At 57.0% G+C, this 16,623-nt stretch carries 18 protein-coding genes; 17 read left to right on the plus strand and 1 reads right to left on the minus strand.

The annotated features are described in order from the left end of the window. From IF809_RS32530 to IF809_RS32580, 11 genes are all read left to right on the plus strand, one after another. On the plus strand, positions 1-200 hold a 200-nt coding region (locus tag IF809_RS32530; RefSeq protein WP_462839570.1), incomplete at its 5' end, for a hypothetical protein. Between the two features lie 426 nt (positions 201-626). Next, complete coding sequence (gene nifD, locus IF809_RS32535) at positions 627-2,129, plus strand: nitrogenase molybdenum-iron protein alpha chain (RefSeq protein ID WP_011084552.1); 1,503 nt, start codon at positions 627-629, stop codon at positions 2,127-2,129. 65 nt (positions 2,130-2,194) lie between these two features. Further along, the gene (gene nifK / locus IF809_RS32540; RefSeq protein WP_011084553.1) at positions 2,195-3,751 is read left to right on the plus strand and encodes a nitrogenase molybdenum-iron protein subunit beta; all 1,557 of its coding nucleotides are present in this window, start codon (positions 2,195-2,197) and stop codon (positions 3,749-3,751) included. 92 nt (positions 3,752-3,843) lie between these two features. Further along, positions 3,844-5,487 carry a nitrogenase iron-molybdenum cofactor biosynthesis protein NifE gene (nifE, locus tag IF809_RS32545; protein ID WP_011084554.1) on the plus strand — a complete coding sequence of 548 codons (1,644 nt, stop codon included), beginning with the start codon at positions 3,844-3,846 and terminating at the stop codon, positions 5,485-5,487. A gap of 9 nt (positions 5,488-5,496) precedes the next feature. After that, on the plus strand, positions 5,497-6,906 hold the full coding sequence (nifN, locus tag IF809_RS32550) for a nitrogenase iron-molybdenum cofactor biosynthesis protein NifN (RefSeq protein WP_011084555.1): 1,410 nt from the start codon (positions 5,497-5,499) through the stop codon (positions 6,904-6,906). Beyond that, entirely contained in the window at positions 6,903-7,298 is a 396-nt protein-coding gene (gene nifX / locus IF809_RS32555; RefSeq protein ID WP_011084556.1) for a nitrogen fixation protein NifX, read from the plus strand. Before nifN ends, nifX begins: the two co-directional genes overlap by 4 nt. A 6-nt stretch (positions 7,299-7,304) precedes the next feature. After that, positions 7,305-7,769 carry a NifX-associated nitrogen fixation protein gene (locus tag IF809_RS32560; protein ID WP_011084557.1) on the plus strand — a complete coding sequence of 155 codons (465 nt, stop codon included), beginning with the start codon at positions 7,305-7,307 and terminating at the stop codon, positions 7,767-7,769. A 19-nt stretch (positions 7,770-7,788) separates the two neighbouring features. Then, entirely contained in the window at positions 7,789-7,983 is a 195-nt protein-coding gene (locus IF809_RS32565) for a CCE_0567 family metalloprotein (protein WP_026312876.1), read from the plus strand. Between the two features lie 10 nt (positions 7,984-7,993). Continuing rightward, positions 7,994-8,287 (plus strand): ferredoxin III, nif-specific, encoded by a 294-nt coding sequence (gene fdxB, locus IF809_RS32570; protein WP_011084559.1) that lies wholly within the window; start codon positions 7,994-7,996, stop codon positions 8,285-8,287. Positions 8,288-9,179: 892 nt separating this feature from the next. Then, positions 9,180-10,013, plus strand: a complete 834-nt coding sequence (locus IF809_RS32575; protein WP_225895108.1) for a host specificity protein — start codon at positions 9,180-9,182, stop codon at positions 10,011-10,013. Between the two features lie 598 nt (positions 10,014-10,611). Then, entirely contained in the window at positions 10,612-10,995 is a 384-nt protein-coding gene (locus tag IF809_RS32580) for a Rieske (2Fe-2S) protein (protein WP_011084562.1), read from the plus strand. 21 nt (positions 10,996-11,016) lie between these two features. On the opposite strand, the gene IF809_RS32585 is transcribed toward IF809_RS32580, so the two are convergent. Next, positions 11,017-11,607 (minus strand): hypothetical protein, encoded by a 591-nt coding sequence (locus IF809_RS32585; RefSeq protein ID WP_014497969.1) that lies wholly within the window; start codon positions 11,605-11,607, stop codon positions 11,017-11,019. A gap of 259 nt (positions 11,608-11,866) precedes the next feature. Here IF809_RS32585 and IF809_RS32590 point away from each other — a divergent pair, with 259 nt between their 5' ends. The 6 genes from IF809_RS32590 to IF809_RS32615 all read left to right on the plus strand — a co-directional run bounded on the left by IF809_RS32590 (position 11,867) and on the right by IF809_RS32615 (position 16,395). Then, positions 11,867-12,187 carry an iron-sulfur cluster assembly accessory protein gene (locus tag IF809_RS32590; protein ID WP_011084564.1) on the plus strand — a complete coding sequence of 107 codons (321 nt, stop codon included), beginning with the start codon at positions 11,867-11,869 and terminating at the stop codon, positions 12,185-12,187. A gap of 33 nt (positions 12,188-12,220) precedes the next feature. Next, positions 12,221-12,514, plus strand: coding sequence for a hypothetical protein (locus tag IF809_RS32595; RefSeq protein WP_131234256.1), 294 nt, complete (start codon positions 12,221-12,223; stop codon positions 12,512-12,514). Continuing rightward, positions 12,511-13,692 (plus strand): cysteine desulfurase NifS, encoded by a 1,182-nt coding sequence (gene nifS, locus IF809_RS32600; protein ID WP_011084565.1) that lies wholly within the window; start codon positions 12,511-12,513, stop codon positions 13,690-13,692. Before IF809_RS32595 ends, nifS begins: the two co-directional genes overlap by 4 nt. Next, the gene (gene nifT, locus IF809_RS32605; protein ID WP_011084566.1) at positions 13,689-13,913 is read left to right on the plus strand and encodes a putative nitrogen fixation protein NifT; all 225 of its coding nucleotides are present in this window, start codon (positions 13,689-13,691) and stop codon (positions 13,911-13,913) included. The genes nifS and nifT overlap by 4 nt, the downstream gene beginning before the upstream one ends. Positions 13,914-14,660: 747 nt before the next feature. Beyond that, positions 14,661-16,160 carry a nitrogenase cofactor biosynthesis protein NifB gene (nifB, locus tag IF809_RS32610; protein WP_011084568.1) on the plus strand — a complete coding sequence of 500 codons (1,500 nt, stop codon included), beginning with the start codon at positions 14,661-14,663 and terminating at the stop codon, positions 16,158-16,160. Between the two features lie 10 nt (positions 16,161-16,170). After that, positions 16,171-16,395 (plus strand): 4Fe-4S binding protein, encoded by a 225-nt coding sequence (locus IF809_RS32615; RefSeq protein WP_011084569.1) that lies wholly within the window; start codon positions 16,171-16,173, stop codon positions 16,393-16,395. The last annotated feature ends 228 nt before the right edge of the window (positions 16,396-16,623 follow it).

Genomic DNA, 16,623 nt, shown 5'->3' on the forward strand with positions numbered 1-16,623 from the left:
AATGCGTCCGGCGGCTCTTCTTCGTCATCTTCGCTCCTGATTCGCAGCAAGAATCCTCGCCGCTGTCAGGCAGAAAATCCACTCAAGCTACTGTCCGAATTTGCGGGGCCAGCTCTGTGTCCCTCGGCATGTACAACGCACGCGAAGACATCGATGTGATCGTGCGTGCCCCTTATCAAGGCGCGACGATGCTCGTGTGATCTAACGAGCCTAAGAAGTTCACGTGGCGTCGAGGTAGCTCGCCTTGAGATCTAGAGCGCGAGATCGCGCACGTCATTACATCGCAGGTGAGCACCTGTAGGTTTCAATAAGTATGAAGGATTGGAAGCCAGACTTGCGGCCTGCTTCCGCCTTACACCGCAGAGCGTTGCTGTCGCGCATAAACTCAAAAACTCCGCCGTGAATTTCACGCGCGGCCGCCTTGTTCCATTTCGAACACCGCCAAACCAAGAGTCCCTCGCAAAGGCGAGATGTCGGATTCGCAACAACAGCCCGTCACCGTACAAGTCGCGCTAAGAAACTGTTGTTGTTCTAGTTTTAGTGCTCATGAGACCCTGGCATGCCGGTTGCAAAGTCTTGGATCAAGAAGCCGCCCTCCCAACAGCTAACCTTTTAAAGGACACCAGATGAGTCTCGCCACGACCAACAGCGTCGCAGAAATCAGGGCTCGCAACAAAGAGCTGATCGAGGAGGTGCTGAAGGTCTATCCGGAGAAAACCGCGAAAAGGCGTGCCAAGCACCTCAACGTGCACCAAGCAGGTAAGTCGGACTGCGGGGTGAAGTCCAACATCAAATCCATACCCGGCGTGATGACGATAAGAGGGTGCGCCTATGCAGGGTCGAAGGGGGTGGTCTGGGGACCAATCAAGGACATGGTTCATATCAGCCATGGCCCGGTTGGCTGCGGCCAATATTCATGGGGCTCGCGGCGCAACTATTACGTTGGCACCACGGGCATCGATAGCTTCGTGACTCTGCAGTTCACCTCCGACTTCCAGGAAAAGGATATCGTATTTGGCGGCGACAAGAAACTGGACAAAATCCTTGATGAAATCCAAGAGCTGTTTCCACTCAACAACGGCATTACGATACAATCAGAGTGCCCGGTAGGGTTGATCGGTGACGATATCGAGGCGGTGTCAAGGGCGAAATCCAAAGAATATGGAGGCAAGACCATCGTGCCGGTCCGTTGTGAGGGCTTTCGGGGTGTGTCGCAGTCACTAGGCCATCACATTGCAAACGATGCGGTACGCGATTGGATTTTCGGGCATATCGAGGCCGAGGGCAAACCAAAGTTCGAGCCGACACCATACGATGTTGCGATCATCGGAGACTACAATATCGGCGGCGATGCTTGGTCGTCGCGAATTCTGCTTGAAGAGATGGGACTACGGGTAATCGCGCAGTGGTCCGGCGACGGTTCACTGGCCGAGCTCGAAGCAACGCCGAAGGCAAAGCTCAACATTCTGCATTGCTACCGTTCCATGAACTATATCTCACGCCACATGGAAGAGAAGTTCGGCATCCCTTGGTGCGAGTACAACTTCTTCGGACCTTCAAAGATCGCGGACTCACTGCGCAGGATTGCGGGTTATTTTGACGACAAGATCAAGGAAGGCGCCGAGCGAGTGATCGAGAAGTATCAGCCGCTGGTGGACGCCGTGATTGCAAAATATCGCCCGCGCCTCGAGGGCAAGACGGTGATGCTGTACGTCGGCGGCCTTCGTCCGCGTCATGTGATTGGCGCGTACGAGGACCTCGGGATGGACGTCATTGGCACTGGCTACGAGTTCGGTCACAACGACGACTATCAGCGCACAGCTCAGCACTACGTGAAAGACAGCACCCTCATCTATGATGACGTCAATGGCTATGAGTTCGAGCGCTTCGTCGAAAAACTCCAGCCTGATCTTGTCGGCTCAGGCATCAAGGAAAAGTACGTTTTCCAAAAGATGAGTGTGCCGTTCCGGCAGATGCATTCGTGGGACTATTCGGGTCCATATCACGGTTATGACGGCTTTGCGATCTTCGCGCGCGACATGGACATGGCCGTCAACTCGCCAATTTGGAAAAGAACGAAAGCTCCCTGGAAGGAAGCGCCGAGCGCCAAGCTCCAGGCTGCAGAATAACGCAACTCGTCTCGCTCTCCGGGAAAGCCCGGGCGATTCCAATCTGATAGTGAAGGATTTCACCGATGCCGCAGAGTGCCGAACACGTGCTCGATCATGTCGAACTGTTCCGCGGTCCAGAATACCAGCAAATGCTGGCGAAGAAGAAGATATTCGAGAATCCGCGCGATCCTGCCGAGGTCGAACGTATCAAGGAATGGACCAAAACGGCCGAATATCGCGAAAAAAACTTCGCGCGGGAGGCGCTGGCGGTAAATCCGGCGAAGGCGTGTCAGCCGCTTGGCGCCGTATTCGCCTCTGTCGGCTTTGAGCGCACGCTGCCCTTCGTCCACGGCAGCCAAGGCTGTGTGGCCTATTACCGCAGTCATTTGTCGCGGCACTTCAAGGAGCCTAGCTCCTGTGTCTCTTCATCAATGACGGAAGATGCTGCCGTATTCGGCGGTCTGAACAACATGACCGACGGGCTCGCGAACAGCTACAAGATGTACAAGCCCAAGATGATTGCGGTTTCCACAACCTGCATGGCCGAAGTGATCGGCGATGACCTGAACGCCTTCATCAAGACGTCGAAAGAAAAGGGCTCGGTTCCGGCAGACTTCGACGTGCCGTTCGCCCACACGCCCGCATTCGTTGGCAGTCACGTCACCGGCTACGACAATGCCCTCAAAGGCATTCTGGAGCATTTTTGGGACGGCAAGGCCGGAACAGCGCCGAAGCTGGAGCGCAAACCGAATGGAGCGATCAACATCATTGGCGGGTTCGATGGATATACCGTCGGGAACCTTCGCGAGATTAAGCGCATCTTGGAATTGATGGGCATCCAGCACACAGTTCTCGCCGACAATTCTGAAGTGTTCGACACTCCGACAGACGGCGAATTCCGGATGTATGACGGTGGTACGACGCTGAAGGATGCGGCGAACGCGATTCACGCCAAGGCGACCATCTCCATGCAGCAATGGTGCACGGAAAAAACGCTGTCATTTGCGGCAGAGCATGGCCAGGACGTTCTATCCTTCAACTACCCGGTAGGCTTATCAGCAACGGATGACTTTATCGTCGCGCTGTCACGCATCAGCGGCAAGGAGATTCCGGAGCAACTCGCGCGAGAACGTGGCCGCTTGGTTGATGCCATTGCCGACTCAAGCGCTCATGTTCATGGCAAAAAGTTCGCGATCTATGGCGATCCGGATCTTTGCTATGGATTGGCTGCGTTTCTGCTCGAACTCGGCGCCGAGCCGACCCATGTGCTGTCCACCAATGGCAACAAAGCGTGGCAGGAGAAAATGCAGGCGCTGCTTGCAAGCTCGCCATTTGGACAGGGCTGCCAAGTCTATCCGGGGCGGGATCTCTGGCACATGCGTTCACTCTTGTTCACCGAGCCGGTCGATTTTCTGATTGGCAACACCTATGGGAAGTATCTGGAGCGTGATACCGCAACGCCACTGATCCGCATCGGCTTTCCGATTTTCGACCGGCATCACCATCACCGCTCCCCCATATGGGGCTATCAGGGCGGTCTGAATGTGCTGGTCAAGATCCTGGACAAGATCTTCGACGAGATCGACAACAAGACCAACATTCTTGGCAAAACCGACTACAGCTTCGACATCATTCGTTGATGAGCAACTACACGTGCCATCGTCCAGGACTGGACGATGGCACGAGCACATAACGGTTGAGTTTACAATTTGTTGCCCTGAGAGGAAGCAGGATGAGTTCACTGGCGGCCACGGTCCAGGATATCTTCGACGAGCCGGGCTGCGCCAAGAATGGCAGTAAGTCTGAGGCGGAACGCAGGAACGGCTGTACCAGACAGTTGCAGCCGGGTAGCGCTGCGGGTGGCTGTGCTTTCGACGGCGCGAAGGTTGCGCTGCAGCCGTTCACCGATGTCGCTCACTTGGTACATGGCCCGATCGCGTGCGAAGGTAATTCCTGGGACAATCGCGGCGCGGCGTCGTCCGGCTCGGATTTGTGGCGCACCGCTTTCACAACCGATTTGAGCGAAACCGATATTGTATTCGGAGGCGAGAAGCGGCTGTGCAAAGCGATCAAGGAGATCATCGACAAGTGCGATCCGCCCGCAATCTTCGTCTATCAAACCTGCATCCCGGCGATGATCGGCGATGACATCAATGCAGTCTGCAAGGCAGCGTCGCGAAGATTCTCAAAACCGGTGATCCCGATCAATTCTCCGGGCTTCGCCGGTTCGAAAAACCTCGGTAACAAGCTCGCGGGCGAAGCCTTGCTCGACTACGTGATCGGCACGCGAGAACCGGACTACACCACGCCGTACGACATCAATCTGATCGGAGAATACAACCTTTCAGGAGAGCTCTGGCAGGTGAAGCCAGTGTTAGACGAGCTTGGAGTGCGAATTCTCTGCTGCATTTCGGGCGATGGCAAATACCGCGAAGTCGCTTCATCTCATCGCGCGCGGGCGGCAATGTTGGTGTGCTCAAAATCCATGATCAACGTGGCACGCAAGATGGAGCAACGTTACGGGATCCCATTCTTCGAGGGGTCGTTCTACGGTATTCAGGATTCAAGCGAATCGCTACGCCAGATCGCCCGCTTATTGGTTGAGCGCGGCGCCCCGGCAGATCTGCTCGGGCGCACCGAAGCGGTGATCGCGCGCGAGGAAGCGCGGGCGTGGGCTGCCATCCAGCCGTACAAGCCGCGACTCGAAGGCAAAAGGGCCTTGTTAATGACCGGCGGTGTCAAGTCATGGTCGGTCGTCTCGGCGCTCCAGGAAGCCGGGCTGGAATTAGTCGGAACCAGTGTGAAGAAATCGACCATGGAAGACAAGGAGCGCATCAAGGAGCTCATGGGGCAGGATGCCCACATGATCGACGACATGACTGCGCGCGAAATGTACAAGATGTTGAAGGACGCAGAAGCGGACATCATGCTATCGGGCGGCAAGTCGCAATTTGTCGCGCTGAAGGCGGCGGTGCCATGGGTCGATATCAACCAGGAGCGTTGCCACGCCTATATGGGCTATGCCGGAATAGTCAAGCTGGTGGAGGAGATCGATAATTCGCTCTCAAGCCCGATGTGGGAGCAGCTACGTCGGCCAGCGCCATGGGAGGCTTTGGCCAAAGCGCGGGAGCAGATGCAGTCCATGGCCGCGATCGCCGGCGATCCGGTCCTCGCCGAAACAGCGCGCCGCGCGAGGAATATCTGCGTGTGTAACAGGGTTGATCTGGGCACGATTGAGGACGCAATCTCCGTGCACGGCTTGAGGAGCGTCGCAGCGGTCCGAGAGCATACCAATGCGGCCGGTGGCTGCTGTCAAGGACGCATCGAAGATATGTTGATGTCCGAGCCATCTGATATGCGACAGGCCGCAGAGTAGGGAGTCGCCATGGCCCTGGTCACGGCGCCGACAAAAGCCTGCGTTGTCAACCCGCTGAAGATGAGCCAGCCGATCGGCGGCGCATACGCCTTCATGGGGCTGCGCGGTGCGATGCCGCTTCTGCACGGCTCACAGGGGTGCACATCCTTCGGTCTCACGCTCTTTGTCCGGCACTTCAAAGAAGCAATACCGCTGCAGACCACCGCGATGAGCGAGGTCGCGACCGTACTCGGCGGATATGAAAATTTGGAGCAGGCGATACTTAACATCTCCAAGCGCGCTAAGCCGAAGATCATCGGAATCTGCTCGACCGGTGTCACCGAGACCAACGGCGACGATGTGGAAGCGTACCTCAAACTAATCCGGAGTGCGTATCCGCAACTCACAAAGTTGCCGCTCGTATATGTATCAACGCCTGATTTCAAGGGCGCGTTCCAGGATGGGTGGGAGAAGGCAGTTGCACGCATGGTGGAGGTGCTGGTGGACCGGCCAAGTGCCAATGGCCTGCGGGATCCCTCGAAGGTAAATGTTCTACCGGGGTGTCACCTGACGCCCGGCGACCTTGATGAACTCCGTGCCTTGCTGGAGGATTTCGGATTGTACCCCTCCTTTCTCCCTGACTTGGCGGGATCGCTCGACGGGCATATCCCCGATGAGTTTACGTCAACGACCATCGGCGGCATTGACGTCGACGAGATCGCGAGCATGGGGCGCGCAGGGTGGACCATTGCAATCGGTGCGCAGATGCAGCGCGCGGCTGAGGTCATGCAGACTAAAACCGGGGTGCCTTTTCGTGTGTTCGAGCGACTGTGTGGTCTTCATCCAAACGACGATTTCATGATGTTTTTGAGCGAGATTAGCGGGCGCCCGATACCCTCGAAATATCGACGCCAGCGCAGTCAGCTCGCCGATGCTATGTTGGACGCGCACTTCCATATTGGCGGCCGCAAAGTCGCGATCGGTGCCGAGCCAGACCTTCTGTTCGATTTATCCGGCATGCTGCACGATATGGGCGCGCAGGTGACCGTCGCCGTGACGACCACTCAGTCTGAGGTGATCGAGCGAATCAGGACCAAGGAGGTTCTCATTGGTGACCTCGAAGATCTGGAAGGATTTGCAAAAGAAAAGCATTGCGATCTGCTGATCACGCATTCGCATGGAAGGCAAGCGGCGGGGCGGCTGAAAGTGCCGTTCTATCGCGTAGGTTTTCCGATATTCGATCGGCTTGGCGCGGGCCACCAAGTATCCGTCGGCTATCGTGGTACCCGCAATGTGATCTTCCAAATCGCCAATCTCGTGATCGCGCATCGCGACGAGAACGACCGACCTACACCCGATAGGTGGCGGACCACGCCCGGACTGCCACAACACGTGGGGCATCGCCGCTCCACTGGCGCGCCTGAAAGGTCAATTGCATGAAGGTCGCTTTTGCCACTCAGGATCTGAGACGCGTCGATGCTCATTTTGGCTGGGCAAAGAATATTGCAATCTACGATGTCGCGCCCAGCGGGCATGTCTTTCTTAAAGCTATCGAGTTTGAGGGCGATCTTGAGGAGGACGGCAGTGGTGACAAGTTGGCGCCAAAGATCCAGGCGATCAAGGATTGCGCCATCCTATACGTCGCGGCCATTGGTGGTGCCGCGGCTGCGCGAGTGGTGGCCAGCAAAATTCATCCTATCAAGGTGAGCAAACCGGAAAGCATTCACGTGTTGCTGGAAAAGCTCGAGTCGGTGCTGAAGGGCACGCCACCTCCCTGGCTGCGCAAGGTCCTTGCAAAGGACCAACCGCGATCGTTTGAGTTCGACGAATGAGATGATATGACCGCAAAAATAGCGCAGCAGGGCAGCGTCGTCGACGCACCATTTCTAATCGAGTTAGTCAAGCTTTGGCGCGCCCAGGATACCAATGAAGCCTGGGAAGGGAAGAGCGACCTTGATCTGCTCGAACCCTATATCCTGAACAGGGAGAGACGACGCGCATTGCCGATCATCGGTGATCCCGATCCCAATACACTATGGCGGCTTGAGTTGTTCTTCAATGCGGTCGGCCTGTCAGTAGAGAGGGAGACCGGCATTATGGTTCAGCCGATCCTGAAGCTGCATCATGAAGGCTTCGGGCGCATAGTGCTCATCGCAGGGCGGTTGGTCGCCGTAAACAAGCAGCTGCGCGACGTGCATCGCTTGGGATTCGATAATTGCGTCAAGCTGGCTCAAGAGGGGGATAGATATGTCAGCGAGGGAATTGGCCTGATTCGGAAATTTCCAGACGTGGCTAACTATTGAGGATACTCACTCATGGGCGATCAGTGAAATACTGAAGGCCGAACTAAAGAAAGTGTCCGCCAAGGCGATACAGGCCAAGATGGATCTGCACGACCTTTCGGAAGAATTGCCCATCAACTGGACGTCGATTATGGCGGTGGCGCAGAAGGCGTACGATGTCTATGTCGAACTGGAGCGCAAGAGTCGCGAGCTAAAAGAGCTGGAAAATACTTGAAGGGCAATGCATGTCATTTGCAACGCGAGACGGCCGCGACTGGATGCCACAATACCTAGCCTCGATCGATGCCAAGAAGTGCATCGGCTGTGGCCGCTGTTTCAAGGTGTGCGGTCAAGATGTCATGACTTTGAAAGGCATCAACGAGGAGGGCGAACTCGTCAACCTTGACAATGACGCGGACGATGAAGTCGAAAAAAAGATTATGGTTCTGAACGATCAGGGCGCCTGCATCGGCTGCGGTGCGTGCGATAGGGTTTGCCCGGCCAGCTGCCAGACCCACGTCCCAGCCGCAGCTGCATGAGCGAAGGGGATCTATCTCCCGTTCGCCGCAGCGCGTGGAGGGAGGCCCCGCTGGATCAGGTCAATCCGCAACGGAGACTCGTGCCAGCCGGCCCGAATGGCCCGATTTTTTCCCTGAATGGCAAGACGGAACGAGCGGAGATGCGCATGGCCGAATGCTGCTCAGCCCCGAGGCAAGCCATACCGGCTGTCTGGCGCCTGCTTGCAAGTCTCGCTCGTATCGCAGGATCCGCGTTTTGTCGAAAAGCGACTTGGCCTTGGGCGGGCGATCATATTACCGTCGTGGTCGTCTAGTCGGTTTTCCGAATAGGCACTTCCTTCGGAGCCAGTCGTGCTCATCCTATCCTGTGGCCTTCGGTTGCGGGATCGGCAGGAGCGAAAGTCTGCCGCGGTCCACGGGTTTTACAATTGTCCGGCCGATCATAGCCGCCGATCGCGTTGAAGCGCATGTGATGGTGGCACCTGTGTCTTCGCGATTCTATCCTGGGACCGGATGGTGCTGCTCCGAATTGGATGACAGTGCAATAGCACGTGCGAGTCGCGGACGCCGCGACAAAAGCACCGGGCAGCAATTCTGCGCGCACGCCGCCGATCCTCGATAGACGGCTGCATTGGTCAATGGCAGCGACGACCGAAAGTAAAGGGCGGTGCTGCAGATCTGCGCCGTTGAACGTCACATTTTTGATGATCAAGCGCGGACAATATCGCACGCCATCAGCCTGCGATTGCTGGCCAGCGGGTGCGTGACTCGCTTGCGGATTGCGCAGCCGCAGCCTCCGAGCGCCGGCAGATGCTTAGGTCAGGTTGTGGTCAGTTAGGTTGTATATTATGAACGCGAGCTTGCGCGGCATGAGCTCAATCGCGTGCAATGTTGCCGATAGGAGAGCGATCTGATGTATGGCAGAGTCGTTGGCTCATCCAGCCAATCCACAAGCGCTAATCAAGTTGATGAACCGGGAGATAGCCCCCGCTTTGCGGAAACACTTGCAGGTATGGAGCCAGGCGGGTCGTCATCTGAAACAAGGGCGTACTATCTGAATTCCGGTCCGCCCATTGTTGAGATCGACCAGCGTTCCTTCGATCGAGGGCTGCAGAGATTTTTGGGCCGCGACATCATGAACATCGCCATTAATCCGCAAGAGTACTCAGACTTCGTATCAAAGAAAGCTGAGCGGGCAGCAACGGTTGCTGGCAGCTATAGCGCCACTCACTATGATCCAGCCAGGCCCGTGCGCTTCTTCAGCTATCAATTGGGTGACGAAACAGTTGGCCTGTTGAGAGCAGGAGGTCCGGTTCGGATCAAGGGGGAGACCTTCCGGGAAAAGTTTGGGCGCAACGATCTCACGTCCGTGGTGGACCTTCGGGTCACTCATCCCCTGGTTGAGAACGCGGGCGATATTTTGCTTGAGTACCAGCTGAGAGAGGATGGTGATGATCCCTTGATCTTGTCAAAACCAGGCTTGCCCGGCATGGAACCCCGCCTAGCAGAAATGGGTTTTGTTCATGTGGGTCGAAATCACTGGGTGCTTGATCCTCACCAGCATCCCGAGGTGTGGACGAAGAATGAGAACGACCAGTGGCAGCGAGTAGGCAAGCCTACGAAGTACCTTAGTAAGGTGGAGGATGATGATGCCGCCGCTGAATCGACGGTCCAGGCGGACTATTCTGACGAAGATGATCCGTCAGTCTATTTGGAGCGCGTCCTCACGGGGCTAAGCATGGAGTAACGCAACGGCGACCCTGAGCCATTTTTCGAAAGCTGAGAGCAGTGATATCGACACTCAGTTTCGAAAGCGAATTGTTGCACGATGAGCCGTCACCTTGCTTGAAGTGCATGTTGCCGAACGCGCATGGAGTAAGGTGGCTGCAATAGCAACACCGAACCTGAAGTGATGGGCGTTTGACCGTTCAAAGCGCGGGCGCAACAGTCTTAGTTCAAAGGGGGCGCGCGCTCGCTGCGCGCGCCCTGCGCCGGCTGGAAGCGAGCACATGGCTCTTCTGCGAAGGCCGCGACGCCGTGAGACATACGCCATCGGAGGGCACCGTGGCCCCGCTATGCGGCGTGGCCATTAACGAGCAGCAGCGACATCCGCCGCGTTTGGCCGTCCGGCAAGCCCGGAGCGCGGAGCAGCAGTTCTGCAGCTAGCACGGAGGGAACGAGAAGGCTCAATGTTCCTTTGTCTGAAATATACGCCGCTGTGCAACGAGATCTGCTGAAATAGCCAAGTTTGCGCGTCGGATGACCAGACACGATTCGTTTCGGCGCTCGTACGGTTATTGCAGGGGCAATTGCACAGCGACAATTAAGTCTTGCAAGAGCAACCTATGCAGCCAACTCTCGTCTATGCGATTTGCAGCTTTAACGACATTCCGAGCCGCCAGGCCATCGGATTTCATCTTATGGTCCTCGAAGATGACGGCAATCACCGGCCGTGGCCCATCATTGTGGTGCGATGGGGCAAGAAGGTGCTTGGCTATGTCAATAAATGCCCGCACCACAGCGTCAATTTGGACTGGGAGCAGAACGAATTCCTCGATCCAAACGGTATCCGGCTGATGTGCGGCAAGCACGGTTCGACCTTCGAACTCGGCACCGGGCGGTGCGTCGAAGGTCCATGTCAAGGTAGAGCGCTTACGCCGATCGCGTTGGTAGTTGTGGATGGCGACATCTGCGCCGTCGGTGTGCATCTCGCGGAGGACGATGCATGAGCCAACAACTGAAGACCGCCCTCAGACCGGGCGGTTCTCGTTGCGGTTTTTCACAGCCTCCATCCTCTTTAGTCCGTCGTCATACGAGATTTCCTCATAGGATAGATCGAGATCCCTTGTGGCATCGAGGAGGTAATCAAGCTTGCCGGCCGGATCGAGCTTCTTGATGTCGTCCTTGTTCAGCCCGACCAAGTCCATCATCTCCTTCCAAACCGTGGATTCATCGCAGGGTAAGACGTGGAAGTTAATATCGCCGAGCTTAACTCGATACTTCGCCAGCAAATCGATGTTGTTGCAGAAAATGAAATAGCTGCCGATTGGGCTCAAGGCACCGTCGAGGACGGTCGCGACGTCAACAAGATACGCGAAGGAATGTAGGTAGCCGGCCAGCACGGGGATAGTGCGTTCTCCGTTTTGGGCGATCGTCAGAACCTGCTCAATGGAATAGTCTGGCGGTCGTTTCTCGTCCGCGACCTGAGTCTGGAACTTTAGTGCGACGTCGCCGCGAAAGCCGAACCGGCCCGGCTTGGTGGTCGCGCCTTTGAATACGGCGTTGAGAAGGCGGCTCTCCTTCTCAAGTCTGCCGAGTGCAGTGTTCTCGATAGCGGTCATTAAATCTGTCCTTGATCTATGCTCTTCACCGACGCGTTGTCGGAGCCAGATGCGATGCAAATTGCCTGCCGTCGCCTGCGTGGCGGCGTTCAGTGAAGCTCGGAAAGAAAACGCGCCGGTGGCTGGCACCGCCTTACGTGCCTTGTCAGGAACCCGACATCCGTTGCCAGCCAAGGGGCGCGGAAATGAGCATCATCAGGCGTCTGCGCGCTGGCACGTGACTTGCTCTTAGCTGGGCCTAAGCTGACGAGGCAAAGACGTGATCAACCTGACCGATAGCGCAGTCAATGCAATCAAGAGCGCGATTTCATCTTCGGAGCGGCGGGCGGGTGGTCTGCGCGTCATGATCGAAGCAGGCGGCTGCAATGGATTCAAATACAAGATGGGCATCGCCGATGAGCCAAAGCCTGACGACACCGTGATCGACTGCGATGGGCTCAAGGTGTTTGTCGATAGCAAGAGCCGAGAGCATCTGGCCGGCACAACCATCGATTTCGTGCTGGCACCGGAGAGCTCTGGCTTTACCTTTCATAACCCGAACGCGGCCACCAACTGCTCCTGTGGAAAATCATTCGGCTGATGGAAACATTGATCAGGCGATAAGGAAAGGGCAATGAACCACACCGGCCGAACCAGACCGACTGAAGAACTCGTCGATCCCCACGATGCGAGAGGGTCCCGTTCGCTGCGCGAACGAAGAGATCGGACCCAATCGCCAAGCCGAAGCTGGCGCCTGTTAGCTGATCGGCACGATAGCAGCATGCTCTTGGCGCGGCTCGACAATGCTGGCAAGCCGTACAAGCTTCCGAGCGTGAGTCTAGAAGGGATTCAGGGGCACCTGGTAGGTAAGATCGGAGGTTTGGATCGCCTGGTCCTCGTTGTTGCTGCAGGCGGGGTGGTGCAGTGAGCGAGAATCGAGCGCCGATTTACCTCGATAACAATGCAACGACGCGAACTGATCCATCCGTCGTGCAAACCATGTTGCCTTTCTTCACTGAGCAATTCGGCAATGCCTCGTCCGCGCATGCCTTTGGCAACGAGGCCGCAATTGCGGTGAGGCAGGCACGGAGAAGCTTGAGCGGCCTGCTAGGTAGTGCATACGATCACGAAATCGTCTTCACCTCGGGAGGGACCGAAGCCAATAATGCCGCAATCCTCTCGGCACTTGCAACCCAGGAAGGTCGAGACGAGGTTGTCACCACTTCGGTTGAGCACTCCGCCGTACTTGCGCTAACGGAGCAATTGGCGGCAAGGGGAGTCAAGACGCGCATTATTGCCGTAGATGCTTGCGGCCGGCTCGACATCGAGGCGTTTCGCTGCGCGCTTGGGCCACGCACAGCGATTGCCTCGGTTATGTGGGCCAATAACGAGACCGGAACGATATTTCCCGTGAAGTGTCTGGCCGGGTGGACCCGTGAGGCGGGAGCGCTATTTCACACAGATGCGGTGCAGGCCATTGGTAAAGTACGCTTAAACCTAAAGGACAGCACGATCGACATGCTTTCACTATCCGCGCACAAACTGCACGGCCCGAAGGGGGTAGGTGCGTTATATTTGCGTAAAGGGACAAAATTCCAGCCGCTGATCTGCGGCGGATCACAGGAACGAGGGCGGCGCGCTGGGACCGAGAATATTCCCGGAATCGTCGGACTAGGAAAAGCTGCCGAACTTGCGGCGGAGCGGCTTGAACCCGAGCGCATCCGCATTGGCGCGTTACGTGACCGCCTTGAGCAGGGAATTTTGCGCAATGGCGAGTGCGTTGTGCTTGGCGACATTCGCAATCGTTTGGCGAATACGACTAATATTGCCTTCGACCATCTCGAAGGTGAAGCGATTGCCCACCGTCTTAACCGGGCGGGCATCGCCGTATCGCTCGGGTCAGCCTGCAGGTCGGGCTCAATGCAGCCATCGCATGTTCTGCGTGCCATGCAGGTGCCTGCGTGGCGGATGCACGGCGCCGTGCGCTTTTCTCTTTCGCGCGAAACCTCCCTCGCCGAAGTCGATGAGGCCGTGTGCGCTGTGTCAGATATCGTGACTCGCATGCGCGCCAGCTCCCGCGCCACGGTCAGGGAGCAGACCTCGTGAAAATCATGATCCGCCGCTCTCCGGACACGGGCTTGTCAATCTACGTGCCAAAAAAGGATATCGAAGAGTCAATCGTGGCCTCCGAGTACGAGACCCTATGGGGCGGCTGGATCAAAGTCGCTAACGGTTGGGTGCTCGATTTGCCCGAGATGGCGAGCGACACACGGTTACCGATCACAATCGACGCGAAGAAGCGGGATGAGAGCGGCGACGATCCATGAAGCGCTCACGGAGATGAGCGCTGTCGATGCGGCGGATGCAAAGGTTACTCTCGCCGACCTTGGCGCCCGCCCTGGGGACCGAGATCATTGTCGTCTCTCTCGTCCTGGCATCAGGGAATTGAAAATGCGATGTGCTGAGCACACCAGATGCATCGGTCGGCTTATTCGCCGGTAAGTCGGCGCTGTCTCGGGGCTTTGGGGGTCGACTGGCTGCGGCGCAGCATATCAAGATCAGCAAACGTCGGCCCGCCGCGACGGCATTGATGAGGCGGGGTTTACTCAGCCAGTCGGGACAAGGCGATTGCACCATCATCTTTGGCCCTCATTGCTGCCTGTCATATTCGGACGCGTGTTGCCCTAGTATTGGCCTTATGATGTCCGGCTTCCCCAGTTCGGATCGGGCCAATTGAGAGCGGCAGCGCGCGAAAGCCCGTTCAGATGAGCTGGATCGGGGCGAGCCCCGCGAGAGTGAAAAGCACACGAGATGGAGCCCCGAGTGAGAATGGCGACGCATCTGTCGCTTTGCCAACAAGCTCATCATTGCTGTCTTGCAAGTGCCAACGCTATCGCTGCGCCTACTCGGTGTACTGTGGTTGCATTCGCATCATCCTCGCCACGGCATGCAAGTTGCTAATCTTCCTGAAGCGCGCTCTAGGATGATCTGTGGGCGTCGATGCTTGCAGGGGAGTGATCTCGGTCGTGGAGCGCGGAAAATATGTCAAAGCAGCGGTCAATAGCGGGAAGATCATGCAGTCCATAACCGAGCATAAGGGCTGCCGCGCTTCGGCGAAGACCGGGCGGGCGAGCTGCGGCTCGCAGGCCGGCCGAGGCGATCTGCCGGTCGAAATCTGGGAAAGGGTGAAAAACCATCCCTGTTACAGCGAGGATGCGCACCATCATTACGCTCGCATGCATGTCGCGGTCGCACCTGCCTGCAATATCCAGTGCAACTACTGCAACCGAAAATACGACTGCGCCAATGAATCGCGTCCGGGTGTGGTGAGCGAGAAGCTCACCCCTGAGCAGGCAGTGAGAAAAGTGATCGCGGTCGCGACGACCATTCCGCAGATGACGGTACTTGGCATCGCTGGTCCCGGCGATGCCCTGGCCAATCCAGCAAAGACGTTCAAAACGCTCGCGTTGGTCACCGAGGCTGCTCCTGACATCAAGCTGTGTCTGTCAACCAACGGACTAGCGCTGCCAGACTATGTCGATACCATCGTGAGGGCCAAAGTTGACCACGTCACCATCACCATCAACATGGTCGATCCTGAAATCGGAGCCAAGATTTATCCATGGATCTTCTTCAACCACAAGCGATACACCGGCATCGAGGCGGCAAGGATACTCACCAATCGCCAGCTTCAAGGGCTCGAGATGCTTAGCGAACGGGGCATTTTGTGCAAGATCAACTCGGTGATGATCCCCAATATCAATGATGACCACCTGGTCGAGGTCAACAAGGCGGTCACGTCGCGCGGTGCCTTCCTTCACAATATCATGCCGCTGATCTCCGTACCCGAGCACGGAACAGCATTTGGCCTCAACGGTCAGCGCGGTCCGACGGCTCAAGAATTGAAGACGCTGCAAGATGCTTGCGAAGGGAAGATAAACATGATGCGGCATTGCCGGCAGTGCCGCGCTGATGCGGTCGGTCTACTCGGCGAGGATCGCAGCGCGGAGTTCACCAATGATCAGGTGATGAAAATGGACGTCCATTATGACCTAGAGATGCGCAAGGCTTATCAAAAAAGGGTAGAGAATGAGCGCGTCTCCAAAGTCGCGGCCGGTCAAAAGGAGTTGGCGGGAGTCTCCGGAGAGATGAGCGCGATCACTGTTCTAGTAGCCGTCGCAACTAAGGGCTCGGGATTGATCAACGAGCACTTTGGACATGCAAAGGAATTCCAACTGTACGAGCTCTCCACATCCGGCGCCAAGTTCGTCGGGCTACGTCGTGTGGAGGGTTACTGCCAGGCCGGCTATGGCGAGGAAGATAGGCTATCCGTGATCATGCGCGACATCCGTGACTGCCACGCGGTCTTCGTGGCTAAGATCGGCGGCTGCCCCAAGAGCGGCCTGATCAAGGCTGGGATCGAGCCGGTCGATCAATTCGCCTATGAGTACATTGAGAAGTCGACGATCGCTTGGTTCAGGGCCTATGTCGGCAAAGTAAAGCGCGGGGAGATCCAGCATGTGCAGCGCGGCGTGCCCCCGCGTTGGCCTGGAGATCGGATCTCTGCGGCGTAAGGAGGAATATGTGCCATTCAAAATCATCGCCTCGCAGTGCACGAGCTGCTCAGCTTGCGAGCCTTTATGCCCGAACGTTGCTATTTCGGAGAAGGGGGGAAACTTTGTCATTGAAGCGGCGAAATGCAGCGAATGCGTGGGGCATTTTGACGAACCGCAATGTGCCGCTGCCTGTCCGGTCGACAACACCTGCGTGGTTGACAGGGCCTTGCCTCGCTACCAGGCGCCCGTCTGAAGTGTGGAGCCTGACCGGCAATGCAATCGCTGGTGCTGAACACGTCCCAAACGTCGCGCTGCGAACTGGCGGCTCCGCAGGCGCCGGCGTCTGCTCTTACGGACGGTGGCCGCTCTGGATTCCTGCGATGGGGCTGTTGCTGGCGGGCAGCACAGCCTGGCGACATTTCGGCGCTCGAGGGCGCCTCGTGATGCGGAGCAGAGTGTCCCCTCGGCGTGCCCCCGCGCC

The sequence above is a fragment of the Bradyrhizobium sp. UFLA06-24 genome (genome assembly GCF_054967145.1).

Excerpts from the sequence above, each read along its gene's own strand:
- nifD (WP_011084552.1), top strand. The coding sequence starts at position 627 with ATGAGTCTCGCCACGACCAACAGCGTCGCAGAAATCAGGGCTCGCAAC.
- nifK (WP_011084553.1), top strand. The coding sequence starts at position 2,195 with ATGCCGCAGAGTGCCGAACACGTGCTCGATCATGTCGAACTGTTCCGC.
- nifE (WP_011084554.1), top strand. The coding sequence starts at position 3,844 with ATGAGTTCACTGGCGGCCACGGTCCAGGATATCTTCGACGAGCCGGGC.
- nifN (WP_011084555.1), top strand. The coding sequence starts at position 5,497 with ATGGCCCTGGTCACGGCGCCGACAAAAGCCTGCGTTGTCAACCCGCTG.
- nifX (WP_011084556.1), top strand. The coding sequence starts at position 6,903 with ATGAAGGTCGCTTTTGCCACTCAGGATCTGAGACGCGTCGATGCTCAT.
- IF809_RS32560 (WP_011084557.1), top strand. The coding sequence starts at position 7,305 with ATGACCGCAAAAATAGCGCAGCAGGGCAGCGTCGTCGACGCACCATTT.
- fdxB (WP_011084559.1), top strand. The coding sequence starts at position 7,994 with ATGTCATTTGCAACGCGAGACGGCCGCGACTGGATGCCACAATACCTA.
- IF809_RS32575 (WP_225895108.1), top strand. The coding sequence starts at position 9,180 with ATGTATGGCAGAGTCGTTGGCTCATCCAGCCAATCCACAAGCGCTAAT.
- IF809_RS32580 (WP_011084562.1), top strand. The coding sequence starts at position 10,612 with ATGCAGCCAACTCTCGTCTATGCGATTTGCAGCTTTAACGACATTCCG.
- IF809_RS32585 (WP_014497969.1), bottom strand. The coding sequence starts at position 11,607 with ATGACCGCTATCGAGAACACTGCACTCGGCAGACTTGAGAAGGAGAGC.
- IF809_RS32595 (WP_131234256.1), top strand. The coding sequence starts at position 12,221 with ATGAACCACACCGGCCGAACCAGACCGACTGAAGAACTCGTCGATCCC.
- nifB (WP_011084568.1), top strand. The coding sequence starts at position 14,661 with ATGCAGTCCATAACCGAGCATAAGGGCTGCCGCGCTTCGGCGAAGACC.